12 protein-coding genes and 1 pseudogene are annotated in these 17,260 nt (G+C 67.1%); 9 read left to right on the top strand and 4 right to left on the bottom strand.

The genetic code is table 11. The features are described 5' to 3' along the window. Nucleotides 1-113 precede the first annotated feature (113 nt). From aceF to ACFPO9_RS04395, 3 genes are all read left to right on the top strand, one after another. The gene (gene aceF, locus ACFPO9_RS04405; RefSeq protein WP_379767664.1) at nt 114-1,766 is read left to right on the top strand and encodes a dihydrolipoyllysine-residue acetyltransferase; all 1,653 of its coding nucleotides are present in this window, start codon (nt 114-116) and stop codon (nt 1,764-1,766) included. 12 nt (nt 1,767-1,778) lie between these two features. Further along, nucleotides 1,779-3,632, top strand: a complete 1,854-nt coding sequence (gene lpdA / locus ACFPO9_RS04400) for a dihydrolipoyl dehydrogenase (protein ID WP_379767661.1) — start codon at nt 1,779-1,781, stop codon at nt 3,630-3,632. A gap of 142 nt (nt 3,633-3,774) precedes the next feature. Then, nucleotides 3,775-6,627 (top strand): PAS domain S-box protein, encoded by a 2,853-nt coding sequence (locus tag ACFPO9_RS04395; protein WP_379767658.1) that lies wholly within the window; start codon nt 3,775-3,777, stop codon nt 6,625-6,627. A gap of 73 nt (nt 6,628-6,700) precedes the next feature. On the opposite strand, the gene ACFPO9_RS04390 is transcribed toward ACFPO9_RS04395, so the two are convergent. Further along, the gene (locus ACFPO9_RS04390; protein WP_379767655.1) at nt 6,701-7,132 is read right to left on the bottom strand and encodes an ion channel; all 432 of its coding nucleotides are present in this window, start codon (nt 7,130-7,132) and stop codon (nt 6,701-6,703) included. A 147-nt stretch (nt 7,133-7,279) separates the two neighbouring features. On the opposite strand from ACFPO9_RS04390, the gene ACFPO9_RS04385 reads away from it, so the two are divergent. The 6 genes and pseudogenes from ACFPO9_RS04385 to ACFPO9_RS04360 form a co-directional block, all read left to right on the top strand. Continuing rightward, nucleotides 7,280-8,134: an ABC transporter ATP-binding protein gene (locus ACFPO9_RS04385; RefSeq protein ID WP_379767652.1), complete on the top strand. Its 855-nt coding sequence runs from the start codon at nt 7,280-7,282 to the stop codon at nt 8,132-8,134. Next, the gene (locus tag ACFPO9_RS04380; RefSeq protein WP_379767649.1) at nt 8,131-9,954 is read left to right on the top strand and encodes an ABC transporter permease; all 1,824 of its coding nucleotides are present in this window, start codon (nt 8,131-8,133) and stop codon (nt 9,952-9,954) included. The genes ACFPO9_RS04385 and ACFPO9_RS04380 overlap by 4 nt, the downstream gene beginning before the upstream one ends. Then, the gene (locus tag ACFPO9_RS04375) at nt 9,951-11,843 is read left to right on the top strand and encodes an ABC transporter permease (protein WP_379767646.1); all 1,893 of its coding nucleotides are present in this window, start codon (nt 9,951-9,953) and stop codon (nt 11,841-11,843) included. The genes ACFPO9_RS04380 and ACFPO9_RS04375 overlap by 4 nt, the downstream gene beginning before the upstream one ends. Before the next feature lie 113 nt (nt 11,844-11,956). Next, complete coding sequence (locus tag ACFPO9_RS04370) at nt 11,957-12,835, top strand: NAD(P)-dependent oxidoreductase (RefSeq protein WP_379767643.1); 879 nt, start codon at nt 11,957-11,959, stop codon at nt 12,833-12,835. Between the two features lie 7 nt (nt 12,836-12,842). Continuing rightward, on the top strand, nt 12,843-13,676 hold the full coding sequence (locus ACFPO9_RS04365) for a hypothetical protein (RefSeq protein WP_379767640.1): 834 nt from the start codon (nt 12,843-12,845) through the stop codon (nt 13,674-13,676). 12 nt (nt 13,677-13,688) lie between these two features. Further along, nucleotides 13,689-13,796 (top strand): annotated as a pseudogene (locus ACFPO9_RS04360) (DUF1993 family protein); the annotation flags it as partial. A gap of 3 nt (nt 13,797-13,799) precedes the next feature. Here ACFPO9_RS04360 and ACFPO9_RS04355 read toward each other — a convergent pair. The 3 genes from ACFPO9_RS04355 to ACFPO9_RS04345 form a co-directional block, all read right to left on the bottom strand. Beyond that, entirely contained in the window at nt 13,800-15,014 is a 1,215-nt protein-coding gene (locus ACFPO9_RS04355; protein WP_379767637.1) for a diguanylate cyclase domain-containing protein, read from the bottom strand. A gap of 83 nt (nt 15,015-15,097) precedes the next feature. Then, the gene (locus ACFPO9_RS04350; protein ID WP_379767634.1) at nt 15,098-15,913 is read right to left on the bottom strand and encodes a LytR/AlgR family response regulator transcription factor; all 816 of its coding nucleotides are present in this window, start codon (nt 15,911-15,913) and stop codon (nt 15,098-15,100) included. Then, the gene (locus ACFPO9_RS04345) at nt 15,910-17,040 is read right to left on the bottom strand and encodes a sensor histidine kinase (protein WP_379767631.1); all 1,131 of its coding nucleotides are present in this window, start codon (nt 17,038-17,040) and stop codon (nt 15,910-15,912) included. The genes ACFPO9_RS04350 and ACFPO9_RS04345 overlap by 4 nt, the downstream gene beginning before the upstream one ends. Nucleotides 17,041-17,260 lie beyond the last annotated feature (220 nt).

The raw sequence follows: 17,260 nt of genomic DNA, 5'->3' as shown, positions 1-17,260 counted from the left end.
TCATTCCCGCGAAGGCGGGAATCCAAGTTCGTGGCAGACCACAGAAACTTGGGTACCCGCCTGCGCGGGTACGACGGTTTTACAGCTAACTAATAAAAACGGAGCTACCCAACATGAGCATTGTGGAAGTCAAAGTCCCCGACATCGGCGACTTCAAGGAAGTGGAAGTGATCGAGCTGATGGTCAAGCCGGGCGACACCATCAAGGTCGACCAGTCGCTGGTCACGGTGGAATCGGACAAGGCCAGCATGGAGATCCCGTCCAGCCATGCCGGCGTTGTCAAGGAAATCAAGATCAAGGTCGGCGACAAGGTTGCCGAAGGTTCGGTCATGCTGATGCTGGAAGAGGCTGAGGGCGCGGGCGCTGCCCCGGCGCCGGCTGCCGCTCCGGCACCTGCAGCCGCTGCACCGGCTCCGGCCGCGGCGCCGGCGCCTGCCGCAGCCGCGCCGGCGGCATCGGGCGGCATCGTCGAAGTCACCGTGCCGGACATCGGCGATTTCAAGGAAGTCGAAGTCATCGAAGTGATGGTCAAGCCGGGCGACCAGATCAAGGTCGAACAGTCGCTGATCACGGTCGAATCGGACAAGGCCAGCATGGAGATCCCGTCCAGCCACGCCGGTACCGTCAAGGAAATCAAGGTCAAGGTGGGCGACAAGGTCGCCAAGGGTTCGCTGGTGCTGCTGGTTGAAACGGCAGCCGGTGGCGCCGCCGCGCCGGCGCCTGCCGCAGCGGCTCCTGCTGCCGCGCCGTCCGCTGCCGCCGCCGCACCGGCAGCAGCACCGGCAGCTGCAGCTGCACCGGCCGCAGCATCGTCTGGCCCGGCGCCGAGCTTCGCCAACGCCCACGCCTCGCCGTCGGTGCGCAAGTTCGCCCGCGAACTGGGCGTCGACCTCGGCAAGGTCAAGGGTTCCGGTCCGAAGGGCCGCATCACCCAGCAGGACGTGCAGGGCTTCGTGAAGGGCGTGATGGCCGCCGGCCCGACCGCCGCACCGGCCGCCGCCGGCGGTGGCGGTGGCGCAGGCATGAACCTGCTGCCATGGCCGTCGCTCGACTTCAGCAAGTTCGGCCCGACCGAAGTCCAGCCGCTGTCGCGCATCAAGAAGATCAGCGGTCCGAACCTGCACCGCAACTGGGTCATGATCCCGCACGTCACGCACTTCGAAGAAGCCGACGTGACCGACCTGGAAGCCTTCCGCGTCGATTCCAACGCCGCCTATGCGAAAGCCAAGTCGCCGGTCAAGCTGACCATGCTGGCCTTCGTGATCAAGGCCTCGGTCGCCGCACTGAAGAAATTCCCGGCCTTTAACGCCTCGCTGGACGAGCCGAACGGCGCGCTGATCCTCAAGCAGTACTACAACATCGGCTTCGCGGCCGACACCCCGAACGGCCTGGTGGTCCCGGTCATCAAGGACGCCGACAAGAAATCGGTCTCGCAGATCGCCACCGAAATGGGCGAGCTGTCCGCGCAGGCCCGCGACGGCAAGCTGTCGCCGGCCAACATGCAGGGCGCGACCTTCACCATCTCGTCGCTGGGCGGCATCGGCGGCACCAACTTCACGCCGATCATCAACGCACCGGAAGTGGCCATCCTGGGCCTGTCCAAGTCGGCGATGAAGCCGGTGTGGGACGGCTCGACCTTCCAGCCGCGCCTGATGCAGCCGATCGCACTGTCGTACGACCACCGCGTGATCGACGGCGCCGGTGCGGCACGCTTTGCCGCCTATCTGGCCGACGTCCTGGCCGACCTGCGCAAGACGCTGCTGTAAGGAGCCGACAAGATGAGCACCATTGAAGTCAAGGTCCCGAACATCGGGGATTTCAAGGAAGTCGAAGTCATCGAGCTGATGGTCAAGCCGGGCGACACCATCAAGGTCGACCAGTCGCTGGCGACCGTGGAGTCCGACAAGGCCAGCATGGAGATCCCGTCGAGCCACGCCGGCGTCGTGAAGGAAGTGAAGATCAAGGTCGGCGACAAGGTGGGCGAGGGCTCGCTGCTGCTGCTCTTGGACGAAGCAGCCGGCGCTGGCACTGCTCCGGCCGCTGCGCCTGCTGCATCGTCCGATAAACCGGCCGCGCAGATCGGCGCGCAAGCCGTGGCCCCGACCGCCGCCGCCGCCCCGACCGACTCCTACGCACCGGCCCACAAGCTTGACGCAGCCGCACCGAACGCCGTGCCGGCGCCGAACGCCGCCAGCTACAGCGGCCAGGTCGACGTCGAATGCGAAATGATGGTGCTGGGCGCGGGTCCGGGCGGCTACTCGGCCGCCTTCCGCTCCGCCGACCTCGGCATGAACACCGTGCTGGTCGAGAAGTACGCGACCCTGGGCGGCGTCTGCCTGAACGTGGGCTGCATCCCGTCCAAGGCGCTGCTGCACGTGGCGCACATCATGGACGAAACCGCGCACATGGCCGACCTCGGCGTCAGCTTCGCCAAGCCGGACGTCGACATCGACAAGCTGCGCGCGTATAAAGATGGCGTGATCAAGACCATGACCGGCGGCCTGGCCGGCATGGCCAAGGGCCGCAAGGTCAACGTGGTGCAGGGTGTCGGACGTTTTCTCTCCCCGAACCACATCGAAGTCACGGCAGCCGACGGCGCCAAGAAGGTGGTCAAGTTCCAGAAGGCCATCATCGCTGCCGGTTCCTCGGTCGTGAAGCTGCCTTTCGTGCCGGAAGATCCGCGCATCGTCGATTCGACCGGCGCGCTGGAACTGCGCCAGGTGCCGAAGCGCATGCTGGTGATCGGCGGCGGCATCATCGGCCTGGAAATGGCGACCGTGTACTCGACCCTGGGTGCGCGCATCGACGTGGTCGAGATGATGGACGGCCTGATGCAGGGCGCGGACCGCGAGGCCGTCAAGGTCTGGCAGAAGTACAACGCGCACCGCTTCGACAACATCATGTTGAAGACCAAGACCGTCGGCGTGGAAGCGCTGCCGGAGGGTATCAAGGTGAGCTTCGAAGCCGCCGAAGCCGGCGCTGCCGCCCCCGAACCGCAGACCTATGACCTGGTGCTCGTGGCCGTGGGCCGCAGCCCGAACGGCAAGAAGATCGGCGCCGAGAACGCAGGCGTGGCGGTCACCGACCGCGGCTTCATCGGCGTGGATGGCCAGATGCGCACCAACGTGCCGCACATCTTCGCGATCGGCGACCTGGTGGGCCAGCCCATGCTGGCGCACAAGGCCGTGCATGAAGCCCACGTGGCTGCGGAAGCCGCGCACGGCGAGAAAGCCTACTTCGACGCGAAAGTGATCCCGTCGGTGGCCTATACCGATCCGGAAGTGGCATGGGTCGGCCTGACCGAAGACGAAGCCAAGGCCAAGGGCGTGAAAGTCGAGAAGGGCCACTTCCCGTGGGCCGCAAGCGGACGCGCGGTGGCCAACGGCCGCGCCGAAGGCTTCACCAAGCTGCTGTTCGACGCCGAGACCCACCGCATCGTCGGCGGCACCATCGTCGGCACCAATGCCGGCGACATGATCGGCGAAGTCGCCCTGGCGATCGAGATGGGCGCGGACGGCGTGGACATCGGCAAGACCATCCACCCGCACCCGACCCTGGGCGAGTCGATCGGCATGGCGGCCGAGGTGTACAAGGGCGTTTGTACCGACTTGCCGGCGCCGAGGAAACGCTGACTGCGGCGCTGATCGGGCTGCTGGCTGTATCGAAGACCGGAACCTCGTGTTCCGGTTTTTTTTCGTGCTGGCCGCTGCGCGGTTCGTACTTACGACCATGAACGCGTAAAATTGGGCCTTTTGGCCCATCGGAATCTCGTACATGTCCTCTCATACCTTCAGCTTCCTCGACCAGGGCGGTAACACTGCGGAACTGATACGCGACTTCCCATGGGGCCAAACCGCGCTGGGACCGATCGAAGTCTGGCCAGGGGTCCTGAAGACGACCGTCGGCGCAATACTGCGTTCACCGGTGCCGATCGTCACCCTGTGGGGCGAAGACGGCTTCATGATTTATAACGATGCGTATTCGGGCTTTGCAGGCGGGCGTCACCCGCGGCTGCTCGGATCGAAGGTGCGCGAAGGCTGGCCTGAAGTGGCGGACTTCAATGATCATGTAATGAAGGTGGTCATGCGCGGCGACACGCTCAGTTACGTCGACCAGCAGCTGACGCTGCATCGAAACGGCCAGCCGGAGCCGGTCTGGATGAACCTCGACTATTCTCCGATTGTCGAGGAGAGCGGTGAGATTGCCGGCGTGCTCGCCGTCGTCGTCGAAACGACGGTCAAGGTGCAAACGGAAGCCGCGCTGCGCGAAAGCGAAGCAAAATTCCGCACCTTTGCACACGCCATGCCGCACCAGGTGTGGACGGCGCCGGCGACCGGCCAGCTCGACTGGTTCAACCAGCGCGTCTACGAGTATTCGGGCGCGCGCGAAGGCGAGCTCGATGGCGAAGCCTGGGCAAGCATCATCCATCCGGATGACATTCCCACCGTGGTGGATCGCTGGTCGGCCTCGCTCGCGGCAGGGCGCGAATACGAAGTCGAGTTCCGCATCCGGCGGCACGATGGCGCGTATCGCTGGCACCTGGTGCGCGGCGTACCGATCCATAACCAGGGTGGCGAGGTCGTTCGCTGGATCGGAAGCAACACCGATATCGAAGACCAGAAAGCGACCGCACAAGCACTCGTCCGCCTGAACGCGACACTGGAGGAGCAGGTTTCGGTGCGCACGGCCGAGCGCGATCGCATCTGGCGCCTGTCGAAAGACATCATGCTGATCGCCGATTTCGACGCGAGGCTGACGGCCGTCAACCCGGCCTTCACGTCGACGCTGGGCTGGTCCGAGCAGGAGGCGGCCGGGACCTCTTTCCTCGATCTCGTGCATCCCGACGATCTGCAGCCCACTATCGACAGGGTCAGCTCCCTCAGCAGCGGCGCCCACGTTTTCCGTTTCGAGAACCGCTACCGCCGGAAAGATGGGACCTACTGCACGCTGTCCTGGACGGCCGTGCCCGACACCCATTTCATCCACGCGATCGGCAGGGACATCACGGCCGAGCTGCAACACGCGGAAGCCATGCGCCAGTCCGAAGCCGCGCTGCAGCAGGCGCAGAAAATGGAAACCATCGGCAAGCTGACCGGTGGCGTCGCGCACGACTTCAATAATCTCTTGCAAGTTATTTCCGGTAATTTGCAGCTGATTTCAGGGGACGTGCATGCCATGCCGGCCGTTCGCCGCAGGGTCGAGAATGCCTTGGCCAGTGTCGAACGCGGCGCCAAACTGGCCAGTTCCTTGCTGTCCTTCGCACGCAAGCAGCCGCTCGAGCCGAAGGTGGTCAAGATTGGCCGCCTGATGACGGGCATGGAAGACATGTTGCGGCGCAGCCTGGGCGAGGAAGTCGAGATGGAAACCGTCGTCTCCGGCGGCCTCTGGAGCACCTCGGTCGACGTCGTTCAGCTGGAAAATGCCGTTCTCAACCTGGCCATCAACGCGCGTGACGCGATGGACGGGCGCGGCAAGCTGACGATCGAAGTGAACAATGCCCTGCTCGACAGCGCTTACTGCGCCACCCACCCGGATGTTGCGCCCGGCCAGTACGTGGCGATTGCCGTCAGCGATACCGGCAGCGGCATGTCGCCGGAAGTCATGCGCCAGGCTTTCGAGCCCTTCTTTTCGACGAAGGCGGAAGGCAAGGGCACCGGCCTCGGCCTGTCGATGGTCTACGGTCTGGTAAAGCAGTCCGGCGGACACATCAAGATCTACAGCGAGATTGCCGAAGGCACGACCGTCAAGCTCTACCTGCCGCGCTCGCGCGATGCGGAAGATAGCTATGTGCCGCTGGAAACGCAGCCGGTCGTTGGCGGAAGCGAAACCGTCCTGGTGGTCGAGGACGACGACGCCGTTCGCGCAACGGCAGTCGATATCCTGACCACGCTCGGCTACCGCGTGCTCAAGGCCAATGAGGCCAGCGCCGCGCTGACCGTCATCGACAGCGGCGCCCACATCGATCTGCTGTTCACCGACGTCGTGATGCCGGGGCCCTTGCGCAGTCCCGAACTTGCGCGCAAAGCGCAAGAACGTCTTCCAGGGCTTGCGGTGCTGTTCACCTCGGGCTACACGGAAAATGCGATCGTGCATGGTGGCCGCCTCGATCGCGGCGTTGAACTGATCGGCAAGCCCTATACCAAGGAGAGCCTGGCCAGGAAGATCCGGCATGTGCTGGCAAACGAAAAGCAGCGGCAAGCCGCCGTCCCGGCGCCGGCGGGCATCGGGCACCAGGCCGCACCGGCGGCGCATCTGGACACCAAGGTGCTGCTGGTGGAAGACGACGCCGACATCCGCAACAACACGCGCGACATGGTGGAGTTCCTTGGTTACGAGGTTGTCGCGGTCGGCAGCGCGGAGGCGGCGCTGGAACAACTTACGCCCGATATCCAGCTGCTGATCGCAGACCAGCAGCTGCCGGGCATCCAGGGCGACGACTTGATCCAGCTGGCAAAAGCCCGCTTTCCGCATCTACGTGTTTTGCTTGCAAGCGGCTTTGGCAGCGCGACGCCGCTGAGAGACGTGGATACGCTGCCGAAACCTTATTCCCTGGACATGCTGCGGGCCGCGCTCGAGAATGCAATGGCGCCCGGTGCGAGCGTATCGTGGGGTCATGCAAATACGTAAACCGACGATCGCCATGATCGTGCCGGCGACCCTCGGTAAGTAAGCTCGAGCGCGAGCCGCGGGAAAGCCTGCTTTACCGCTGGCCCTGGCCCCAGAAGCGTTCCATCGACAGGAAAGTGAAAGACGCGGTCCACCCGATCAGCAGCATCCCGTTCAGCGCCTCCAGCCCCGCCAGCAGGCGCAAGTCCCCATGCGGCAGCACATCCCCATAACCCAACGTAGTATAGGTTTCGGCAGAAAAGTAGAGGCAACGGGAAAACGGCAGCTGTCCGGGCTGGCCCATGCTGCCGATGTCGAACCAGGTGGCCAGCACATAGTAGGCGCCGCCATACAGCAGGATCTCGAGGAAGTGCGCCCCGAACGCGCCGACGATCACGAAGATCAGCTGCACGCGCGGCCGGATGCGCAATACGGGAAGGCCGGCGGTGAGCAGGCGCAGCACCTCGTAGTGGATGAAGGTCGTGGCGACCAGCAGGAGGACACAGGTGGCGGCGGCGATTTCCATTGCACCTCCAGCTTAACGTGAAGGACACTCGCGTGGCGCAGCGCTCCTGCCGACGCAGCATCATAATTTTGTAAATTCGACGTTGCAAGAGATACAACTTCTCGCGATTTGTATTACGATGGAAACATTCCCATTGCCCGACACACGATGACCTGCTTGCTGCGCCTCGAACAAATCACGCACCGCTTCGGCAAGGTGCTCGCCCTGAACGAGCTGAACCTGGCCGTGCCGGAAGGCGAGATCTATGGTTTCCTGGGCCGCAATGGCGCCGGCAAGACCACCACGCTGCGCCTGCTGATGGGCTTGAGCCCGCCGGATGCCGGCCGCATCGAGCTGTTCGGCGAGCAGGTGAAGTCCGTGCCGGTCCGGCTCAAGCAGAAGATCGGCTTCGTGCCACAGGAGCCGCATTTCTATCCGTGGATGAAGGCGCGCCAGCTCGGCCGCTTCGTCGGCGAGTTCTATCCGACCTGGGACGCGGAGGAGTTCGAGCGCCTGCTGCGGCGCCTCGACATCCCGACCGACCGCAAGGCCTCGGCCATGTCGGGCGGCACGCGCACCAAGCTGTCGCTGGCGCTGGCCTTCGCCTCGCGGCCGCCGCTGCTGCTGCTGGATGAGCCGACCACCGGGCTGGATCCGGTGGCGCGGCGCGAATTCAACGACCAGCTGATCGAACTGCAGCGCGAGCAGGGCACGACGGTGATGTTCTCCTCGCACCTGGTCGGCGAGGTGGAGCAGGTGGCGCAGCGGGTCGGCATCATCCAGGCCGGATCGACGCGCTTCGAAGGGACGGTCCGCAGCCTGCGCGCGCAAGTCAGGCGGATCGCGGGACTGGCCCAGCCTTTCGAGCAGCCGGGATGGGAGCGGGTACGGGGCGACGTCTACCGCGCCGACGCCGCCGCATGGGAGGGCGCCAGCCTGCCGCCCGGCGCCGCGGTGGAGGAACTGGGCCTCGAAGACATCTTCCTGGCCTTTGCCCGAACCGACGAGCTGCGCGCGGCATGATGGCGCTGGCCCGCAAGGAATGGCGCGAGCACTGGCGCTTCGTCCTGCTGCTGCACCTGATCGGCGGCGCGATCTTCGCCCTGCTGTGGATCGCCGCGCAAAGCGCGGTCTCGCCGCTGCAGGCCTGGCGTTCGCAGGTCGTGATGTTCGGCACGCTGGCGGCCGTCGTGCTGCCGAACCGGCTGGTGATGCGCGAATACGGTCTCGGCACCCAGCTGTTCCTGGAGACGCTCCCGATCGGCCGCGGCAGGGTGCTGCTGACGAAATGGCTGGCCGGCTGGGGCGCGCTGATGCTGTTTTTCGTGCCGGCCTTCTGCATCGCGCTGTATGTCGTGCGCGACCAGGTCTACCTGCGCGCAGGCCTGGTCGGCCTGGTCGCCCTGCGCAGCATCGTCTATCTCCTGTTCGTGTATGCCGGCGCCTTCGCCATCGCGCTGACCCTGCGTTTCCGCTTCGTCGTCTGGGGTCTGCTGCTGCTTCTGGTCGCCACCCTGAGCGAGCGCGTGCAGCAGCCCATGGCGGAATGGCCGCCCTTCCTGGTCGCGGGCGATGCGATGGCTTTGCTGGGGGCGCCGCCGCCCTGGCGCGAACTGGCCATCACCGCCGGGCTGGCGCTCGGCCTGATGGGCGTCTCGATCATGCTGGCGGTGTCGGCGCGCGGGGCGCTCGCGGTCGTGCTGGCGCGGCGCATGTCGTCGCGTGCGCGGACCCTGATGGCGTTCGCGTTCGGCCTCGTCGCCGGACTGTCGACGCTGCTCGAGAAGCGCGAACCGCCGCCGCCCTTCCGCCTGGAACAGGCCGTCTCCAGCCGGGGCGATCCCGTCGTCCATGTCGGCTGGCGCGGCGATGTCGGCGGCATGCCGGCGGCGCAACTGGCGGCGCAGATGTCGTCCGATCTTGCGGCCGTGCGGACCTGGCTCGGGCTGCGGCAGCTGGCGCCGGTGTCGCTGGTGCCCGATGCCTGGCGTGAAGCGCATGAGATCAGCTTCGGCAAGGCCCGTCCGAACCAGCTGGTGGTGCGGGCCGCGCTCGGCGCGCCCGAGCTGGCGCTGCAGCAATTGCGGGAGACGGTCAGGATCGCCGAAATCCTCGACCAGTCGCCGGCCTATGTGTGGCGCGAAGACCGTACCTGGCTGCTGCGCGGCTTCAGCGCCTGGTGGGAAGCCGAACGGACCGAGGGCTACGCGGCGCTGCTGCGGCGCCGCGCGGACTTCGCCTCGCGGCTCTTGCGCGCGCACGGCATGGACGATGAAACCGCCCTGCGTGAGGCCGACACGACCGACGAAGTGCTCGGCGAATGCCTGGGCAGCGCTTACGCATGGCGCGCCGTGCAGATCCTGCATGAGCGCCTCGGCCCGGCGCGCTACCGCAGCCTGATGCGCGCGGCACTTGGACAGCCGACCAGCGACGACGCGCGCAGCCTGGTGCGGGTCGCCGCCACGGCCGATCTGCTGGCGCGGGAAGGCTTGCCCTTGCCGCAACTGGCGCTGGCGATGCGCCAGGATCAGGGGCAGAACCAGGGCCCGGCGCAGCCATCCGTGCTGCGGGTAGAGGCGACCCGGCTGGCCGGCGCGATGTCCGAACTGCGCTACCGGATCACCGGCGCTACCCCGGCCGGCCTGACGGTGCGCTACAAAGCATTGAGTCCGGGGGACGCTTACGTCGACCCGAAAACGGCCTACTGGGCCGGAGCGGCGGCCAGCGGCGTGCTGCCTGCCACCTTTGCCGCCGGCACCCGCGTGTTCGTCATGGCCGAGGCCTTCGATTCCGCCCTGGGTTGCCGCTATCGCCTGGGCGCCGTGCGCGAGGCGCTGCCATGAAGCGTGTCCTGATCGCCAAGGAGTGGGCGGGCATGCGGCCCTTCGCCTGGCTGCTCGTGGTCCTGGTCCTGCTCGACCTGCTCGAACTCGCGGCCGGCGACCTGTACACCTGGCACCGCAGCTTCACGCTGTTTGCCGGCACCCGCTGGACCGAGAGCGCCTTCCTCTCGCTGCTGCTGTCCTTCGCCATGGGCAGCGGCCTGCTGGCGCGCGAACTCGAGGATGGCACGCTGGCCTTTCTCGATGGCCTGCCGGTGCGGCGCAGCGAGGTCTTCCTGTCCAAGCTGATGGTGGCGGGCGCCTGCCTGTTCGTCTATGCGGCGGCCACGCCCATCCTCGGCTGGGCGCTGCAGGCCTGGCTGCGCCATTCCATCGACGAACCAGTCGCCGTGGCGTCCTTGGCCTGGCTGGGCTTGCGCTATGCGCTGCTGCTGGCGTCCGGCCTGGCGCTGGGCCTGCTGTTCGGCTTCCTGCGCTACCTTGCCTGGGCGCTGCTGGCGATCGGCGCCGCGGCCCTGATGCTGCTCAGGGGCGCCTGGCCGCGCGCCGGCACCGCGCTCGATCCGACCCAGCTGATCGCGGATGGCTGGTCGACCCAGGGATGGGCCGGGGACACGGTGTGGTCCGTGGCCGCGCTGACCGCGGCCTGCCTGGCGGCCGCCTGGCTGCTGTTCGCCGGCGCCGGCGGGGCCGGCATGCTGCGCCTGGCGCGGCTGGCGCAGAAACGGGCGTTCGTGATCGTGATGTGCGCCGGCGGCTTGATTGCCCTGCTTGTCGCCATGGTCCTGGCGCGGGACAAGGACAAGGACGAGCCGGACGGCGGCGCCTCCGTTGCCGTGGCCGCCATGGCGGCGGACCAGCGGTCCAGGAAAGTCGTCACCGCGCACTATACGTTCAACGTTCCCGCCGGCCGCAAGGTCGACGAGCGCGAGTTGAAGGAGGCCGACAAGGCCTTCACCGCCGCCGCCCAGGCCTTGTCGGTCGAGATCGGGGAGGCGCCGCTGATCGACGTCGACCTGGCGGGCAGCATCAAGCACACGGCGGGACTGGCCAGGCACAACCGCATCCGCGTCAACCTGGAGCCCGGCTGGCAGAACACGCTGGTCCATGAAACCGTGCACGTGATCGCGAGCTGGCTGGCCGGCGGCGAGCGTGGACGGGGACTCGACAGGATGTCCCTGTTCAACGAGGGGCTCGCGCACTGGTCGGAGCCGGCCTACCGGGACGATGCGGAGATGCGCCGGCTCGAAAGCCTGGCGGTGGCGGCCATGTTCCGGCGCCATCTGCTGAGCCAGGACGAGGTGCTCGACAACCGCACGCTGGAGCGCAAGCTCGACTGGCGGCTGCAATACCCGCTCGGCGCCGGCCTGATCGAGGTCTTCGTGAAGCGCTACGGGAAGGAGGCGCCGCGGCGCGTGCTGGCGGCGCTTGCGCAACCGGATTTCCCGCCCGAGCTCGAAGGCTACGAACTGTATCGCAGCGCTTTCCAGCGGGCCGGATTCGACATCAACCTGGTCTTGAACGACCATGCGCTGGAACTGAAGCGAGGGAGCGAGGCGTTCGCAGCGGCCATCGACCGCATGCCGCGGCCGCGCGGCCTTCTGGTGCGCGAAGCCGGCCGGGTCGGCATCGCCGTCCAGCTGGACACCCCGCTGGCGAAAGGGCAGCGGCTGGTGGTGCAGTTCCGCCCGCGCGCCGACAGCCGGATCGACGACGTCGTCGCCGTCGACCGGCTGGAGCCTTACGGCCAGCGTCCGGTCGCCTGGCTGCCGCTGGACCAGGTGGCGGGCAACCAGGTGTGCTATCAGGTGGGCGTGCGCAACCGCTACTACGACATGGTCGAACCCTGGCGCTGCCTGCCGCTGCGGGCGGCGGCGGACGGTCCCTGAGCGCACCCGACAGGCGCGCTCGCAGCGTGCTTGCCGGATTGCTGGTTTAATATGACTTGGGTTCCCGCCTCCGCGGGAACGACGGTATCAGCGCTAACGTAAGGAATACCCAGATGACCATCGCATTCATCGGCCTGGGCAGCATGGGCCAGCACATGGCCGCCAACCTGCTGCGTTCAGGCCAGATCGTCCACGTCTGGAACCGCAACCCCGGCCCCGTGCAGGCCCTGGCCGCGAAGGGCGCCAGGCCGGCCGCCACGGCCGCCGAATGCGGCATCGCCGACGTCGTCTTCACCATGCTGGCCGACGATAACGCGACCCGCGACGTGATGGTCGCCGGCGGCGTGCTGGACGCGATGGCGCCCGGCAGCATCCACGTCAACATGGCCACGGTCTCCGTCGCGTTCGCGCGCGAGATGGCGGCGCTGCATGTGGAGAAGGGCGTCGGCTACGTGGCCGCGCCGGTGCTGGGCCGCGTCGACGTGGCCGAAGCCGGCAAGCTGAACATCCTGGCCGGCGGCAGCGACGAACTGATCGCGCGCGTGCAGCCGCTGCTGGACCTGATGGGCCAGAAGACCTGGCGCTTCGGCGAGGCGCCCGAGCAGGCGAATGCCGTCAAGCTGGCCTGCAACCTGACCCTGGCCTGCGCGATCGAAGCGATGGGCGAGGGCGCGGCGCTGGCCGGTGCGCATGGCATCCCGCCCGCGAATTTCATCGACCTGATCACCACCACCCTGTTTGCCGGCTCGCCCGTGTATAAAGGCTATGGCGGCATGATCGCGCGGCAAGCATACAGCCCTGCCGGCTTCAAGCTTTCCCTGGGCCAGAAGGACGTGCGCCTGGCAGTGGAGGCGGGGCAGGGCAAGAACCTGCCGCTGGCCTTCGGCGACGCCTTGCAGGCCGTGCTGAAGGAAGCCATCGACCACGGCGACGCGGACCTCGACCTGGCGGCGCTCGGCAAGAATGCCGCCCGCCGCGGCGGAATGAACTAGGAGGATTATGGAAAAACTGATCGCAGAACTGACGCGGCTCTACCTCGCGCCCGAAGCGGTAACGCGCGAAGCGCTGGCCGCCCATGTCGCCGGCAAGACCACGCTCGCCATCAAGCTGACCACGGCGGACGGCCTGGCGCGCGCGTTTGCCATCCCCTTCCGCAAGGTCTTCGGCGATGGCGAAGCGGGGCACTGGGACCGCCTGTGCCGGGTCGCGAACGCGCTGCAGGCGGAGCTCGGCCTGCCGGCGCCGGCGGTGAGCATCGACGGCGCCAGCGCTTATCGCCTGTGGCTTTCCTTGGCGTCGCCGGTGCCGGCCGGCGAGGCGCAGGAATTCCTGGAACTGCTGCAGCGGACTTACTTTCCGCAGACCGAGCTGGCGCCCGACGCCGCCACCGCGCCGGTCTACCTGCCGCCCTGCCTGAACCCGCGCAGCGGCAAGTGGGCGGCCTTCATCCATCCGGGCATGGGCGCGTCCTTTGCCGAGGAATCGGGGCTGGAAATGGCGCCGCCGCTGCAAGGGCAGGCGGCCTTCCTGGAAGGCCTGGACAGCATCGCCGACGAGCAGTTCCGCGAGGCCTTGCACAAGCTCGAACAGAAACAGGCGCCCGCGCCGGCACCCGCGCCGGTGGAGCCGGCGTCCAGCGCGGCGAGCGAGGCGCTGGCGGCGGAGCCGTTCGCGCTCGAGGTCCAGGCCCCGGCTTCGGCCAAGGCCCCTGCAAAGGCAAAGGCCGGCACGGCGGATGGCGTACTCTTGAAGGACGCGACACTGGAAGAGATCGTGCGCCGCCTGCACGCGATGAACATCGAGCCGACCTTCCGCTTCCTCCCGCCGCGATAAAAAAGGCGCAGCTTCAGCGGCGAGAGCCATCTGCTGACATTCGCGCTGCCGAATTTTTATTTTCACGTGGGGACGGCCTGCGATATCCTGCGCAACCAGGGCGTCGGGACCGGCAAGTGATGTTCAGGCTCTGCCGTCCGGCCGTGCCTTGATCATGTCGTTGCTGCCGATGTGCGCGAACGACACCATGCCGCGGCCGCCTTCCTTGGACCGGTACAAGGCGCCGTCCGCCGCCTCGGTCAAGGCGTCGATATCGTCGCCGTTATGCGGAAAGCACGAGACCCCGATGCTGGCGCCGACCGCGCCATCCGCAAGCCGGTGGTGCAGCCTGGGCGACAGCGAGTCGATCAGCCGGCGTCCCAGCTTTTCCAGGTCGGTGCGGGCGATCGTTCCTTCGATGAGCAGGCCGAATTCGTCGCCGCCCAGGCGCGCGAGCAGCTCGCCGCCGCGCAGGCTCGCCTGGAGCCGCCGGGCGGCCTCCTTGAGGACATCGTCGCCGACCAGGTGGCCGAGCGTATCGTTGACCTTCTTGAAGCCGTCGAGGTCGATCAGCAGCAGCGTGAACGCGCCCTTGTCGCGGCGGCTCCGGTTGACCAGCTGGCGCGCCCAGCGGTCGAAGAAGCGTCGGTTCGGCAGACCCGTCAGGGCATCGTTGGACGCCTCCCGCGAAAGCGTCTGGGCCAGCCTGTTGTTGACGGCGACCGCTTTCGACAGCGAGCGCCAGGCATGCGCGGCCAGCGCCGACACCGTGGCAAGGATCAGGACCAGCAGGACGGCGGCGCGCCGCAGCCGTGCATCGAGCCGGTCGATATTCTCGTCCCGCTGCCGCCGCAGCTGCTCGATGTTGCGCTGGATGAGCTGGGTCGCCTCGTCCATGGTGGCCTTGCCGTAGCCGCCCATCACGACCGCCAGCGCGCCGGCGTGGTCTTGCTGCTTCTTGAGCACCACCGTGCGGTCCAGCTCTTCCAGCTTGCGTTCCGCCAGCTGCAGGATTTTCGGGAGATCCTTCACGCGCTCATCCTCGGCGCCGGCCGATTGCTGGACCCGGCGTATGCTTTCCCGGATGTGGTTCTTGCCGCGATAGTATGGCGTCAGATAGCTTTCCTGGCCGGTCAGGATGAAGCCGCGCTGTCCGGTTTCCGCATCGAGCAGGTCGACCAGCACGCTGCGTACTTCGACACGGGCCTGGTCGTTGTCGCGTAGCTTGTCCATCGCCGTTTGCAGGGCGACGACCTCACGGACGAAGAAGATGCCCAGCGCGGCGACCAGGACCAGCGCGAGGGTGAGCGTGAGGTGAATGCGGCGAAGATTCGAAGTAGGTACGTGAAACGTGGACATCCCGGTCCTTGCTTGACGGCAACGCACCCATGGTAACCCAAGGCGCGAATACGCCTGTTCCGATTGCCCGGCTGGAAAATCCCCTACATCTGCCGGAACAGGTCCGCGAAATTCCGGCTCACCACCAGCTCTTCCGGCCGGCCCTTCAGCCTGACCAGCAGGCGGCCGCGGAAGTCGGTGCGGGTGCCGGCCACGTGGCGGGCGGCGACGATCACGCCGCGGTGGATCTGCCAGAATCGATCGGCATCCAGCTGTTCGCGCAGCTGGCGCAGCGGGGTGCGGATCAGGTGCTCGCCGTCGGCGATGAAGACGCTGGTGTACTTGTCGTTGCTCTGGAAGTAGATCACTTCGTCGACCGCGATCAGGCGCGTCTCCTGGCCCTGGGCCGCGCGTATCCATTGCAGCGGTGACGCGGCCGGCGCTGCGGGCAAGCTTGCAGGCGGCGCGCCGGGCACGGGCACGCCGAGCTGGCGCAGCATCGCGGCCAGCTGCGCGGCGGCCTCCGGGTTCGCCGCCGGCGCGGGCGCGCGCTCGGCCAGCGTCTCCTTCAGGCGCGCCACGGTGCGCTGCAGGCGCTCCAGGCGGATCGGTTTCAGCAGGTAGTCGAAGGCTTCGCTGTCGAAGGCCTGCAGTGCGTACTGCTCGTGCGCGGTGGTGAAGACGACGGCAGGGGCGCTGCCGCCTTCGCCCAGGCGGCTGGCCAGCTGCAGCCCGTTCAGGCCCGGCATCTGGATGTCGAGGAAGACGACCTCGGGCGCCAGTTCGTCGATCAGGCGCAGGGCCTCGATACCGTTGGGCGCGCGGCCGATGATCTTCAGTTCCGGCCAGGAGATCGCGAGCTGCTCCTCCAGATAGGACAGCAGATGGGGTTCGTCGTCGGCGAGCAGGGCGGTGGTCACGCTGGGTCCAGTGGCAGCAGCAGGCGCGAAGTCACGCCGGCGGGTTGGTTTTCCAATAATTGTAGCTGAGCGCCGGGGCCGTGCAGGCTGCGCAGGCGCTCGCGCAGGTTGGCCAGGCCGACGCCGCCGCCGGGCCGCGGCGGCGCCAGGCCGAGGCCCATGCCGTCGTCGCTGACTTCGATGCGCAGCAGGCCCTCGCCGCACGCGGCCCGCACGACGATCTCGCCGCCGTCGACCTTGGGCTCGATGCCGTGCATGACCGCATTCTCGACCAGCGGCTGGATCAGCATCGGCGCGATCTTCACATCGCGGCAGTCTGCGCCGGCCTCGATGCGCCAGCGCAGGCGCGCGCCCATGCGCACGGCCAGCAGGTCGAGGTAGGCTCCGGCCAGGTCGAGCTCCGCGCCCAGGCTCGCCTGCTCGGCGCGGCTGGCCGACAGGCTGGCGCGCAGGAAGTCGATCAGGCGCTCCAGCATGTGCTTCGCGCGATCCGGCTCGCTGCCGATCAGGCTCACCACGTTGGCCAGGGTGTTGTACAGGAAGTGCGGCTCGATCTGGGCCTGCAGCGTGCGCAGGCGGGCTTCGGCCAGCAACCGGCCGGCTTCGGCGATCTTCTGCTGCTGCAGCGCGGCTTCCGTTTCGCGCACAAAGCGCCTTTCGTTCACGGCCAGGATCGTCATCGTCAGGGCGGTGATCACGAGTCCCATCGGCAGCATGGGCGCGAGGGCGCCGTCGCGCAGCAGGGCGGAGACCGGGTCGGCGCCGCGCAGCAGGGCGTCCGGCACCGTAAAGCCGAGCACCGCGCAGGCTTCGATCAGCAGCACCTGGCAGGCGCGCATCGCCCAGGACCGGCGCGCCCACGCAGCAGGGAAGGCCTTGCGCAGGGCGGCCAGCGCAAAGTGGATCAGGAAGCCGATCGTGTTCGAGGTCAGCAGCGTCATGCCCAGCAGTCTCGGGCCGGACATGGTCGTGCGGGCGCCCATCAGCACGAAAAAGGCTGTCAGGGCCAGGCCGATCAGGCTGCTCCACAAGGCGGTATAGACCAGGTTGCGCCACACCGATGCAGGCCAGCGCCGGAACAGGGCGAACATGTCGAGCGGGTGCTGGGCGCGGGCGGGAGTCGTCATCGGCTTTCCTTGTTGAGCAGCGTGGAACTTACCATGGATGGCTGCACTGTAGCCAGCCGGACAGGCTGCGGAAGGAAGATGCGACGAAGCGCAGCCGGGCAGCGCGAGCTGCATCCTGGCGGCGCGAAATGGAAAAAAGCGCCTAAAAAAAAGGTTCATCGCGGGTTTCCGGGATGAACCTGTTGTAAACGCAAGAGAGCAGTAAGGAAGAGTTATTGTG

The sequence above is a fragment of the Massilia aerilata genome, from assembly GCF_042656905.1.
In the GTDB taxonomy this organism is placed as follows: Bacteria; Pseudomonadota; Gammaproteobacteria; order Burkholderiales; family Burkholderiaceae_D; genus Telluria; species Telluria aerilata.
The sequence above is the reverse complement of the archived record's forward strand: the minus strand, read 5'-3'. Positions and strand labels throughout refer to the sequence as shown.

Excerpts from the sequence above, each read along its gene's own strand:
- aceF (WP_379767664.1), top strand. The coding sequence starts at position 114 with ATGAGCATTGTGGAAGTCAAAGTCCCCGACATCGGCGACTTCAAGGAA.
- lpdA (WP_379767661.1), top strand. The coding sequence starts at position 1,779 with ATGAGCACCATTGAAGTCAAGGTCCCGAACATCGGGGATTTCAAGGAA.
- ACFPO9_RS04395 (WP_379767658.1), top strand. The coding sequence starts at position 3,775 with ATGTCCTCTCATACCTTCAGCTTCCTCGACCAGGGCGGTAACACTGCG.
- ACFPO9_RS04390 (WP_379767655.1), bottom strand. The coding sequence starts at position 7,132 with ATGGAAATCGCCGCCGCCACCTGTGTCCTCCTGCTGGTCGCCACGACC.
- ACFPO9_RS04385 (WP_379767652.1), top strand. The coding sequence starts at position 7,280 with ATGACCTGCTTGCTGCGCCTCGAACAAATCACGCACCGCTTCGGCAAG.
- ACFPO9_RS04380 (WP_379767649.1), top strand. The coding sequence starts at position 8,131 with ATGATGGCGCTGGCCCGCAAGGAATGGCGCGAGCACTGGCGCTTCGTC.
- ACFPO9_RS04375 (WP_379767646.1), top strand. The coding sequence starts at position 9,951 with ATGAAGCGTGTCCTGATCGCCAAGGAGTGGGCGGGCATGCGGCCCTTC.
- ACFPO9_RS04370 (WP_379767643.1), top strand. The coding sequence starts at position 11,957 with ATGACCATCGCATTCATCGGCCTGGGCAGCATGGGCCAGCACATGGCC.
- ACFPO9_RS04365 (WP_379767640.1), top strand. The coding sequence starts at position 12,843 with ATGGAAAAACTGATCGCAGAACTGACGCGGCTCTACCTCGCGCCCGAA.
- ACFPO9_RS04355 (WP_379767637.1), bottom strand. The coding sequence starts at position 15,014 with ATGTCCACGTTTCACGTACCTACTTCGAATCTTCGCCGCATTCACCTC.
- ACFPO9_RS04345 (WP_379767631.1), bottom strand. The coding sequence starts at position 17,040 with ATGACGACTCCCGCCCGCGCCCAGCACCCGCTCGACATGTTCGCCCTG.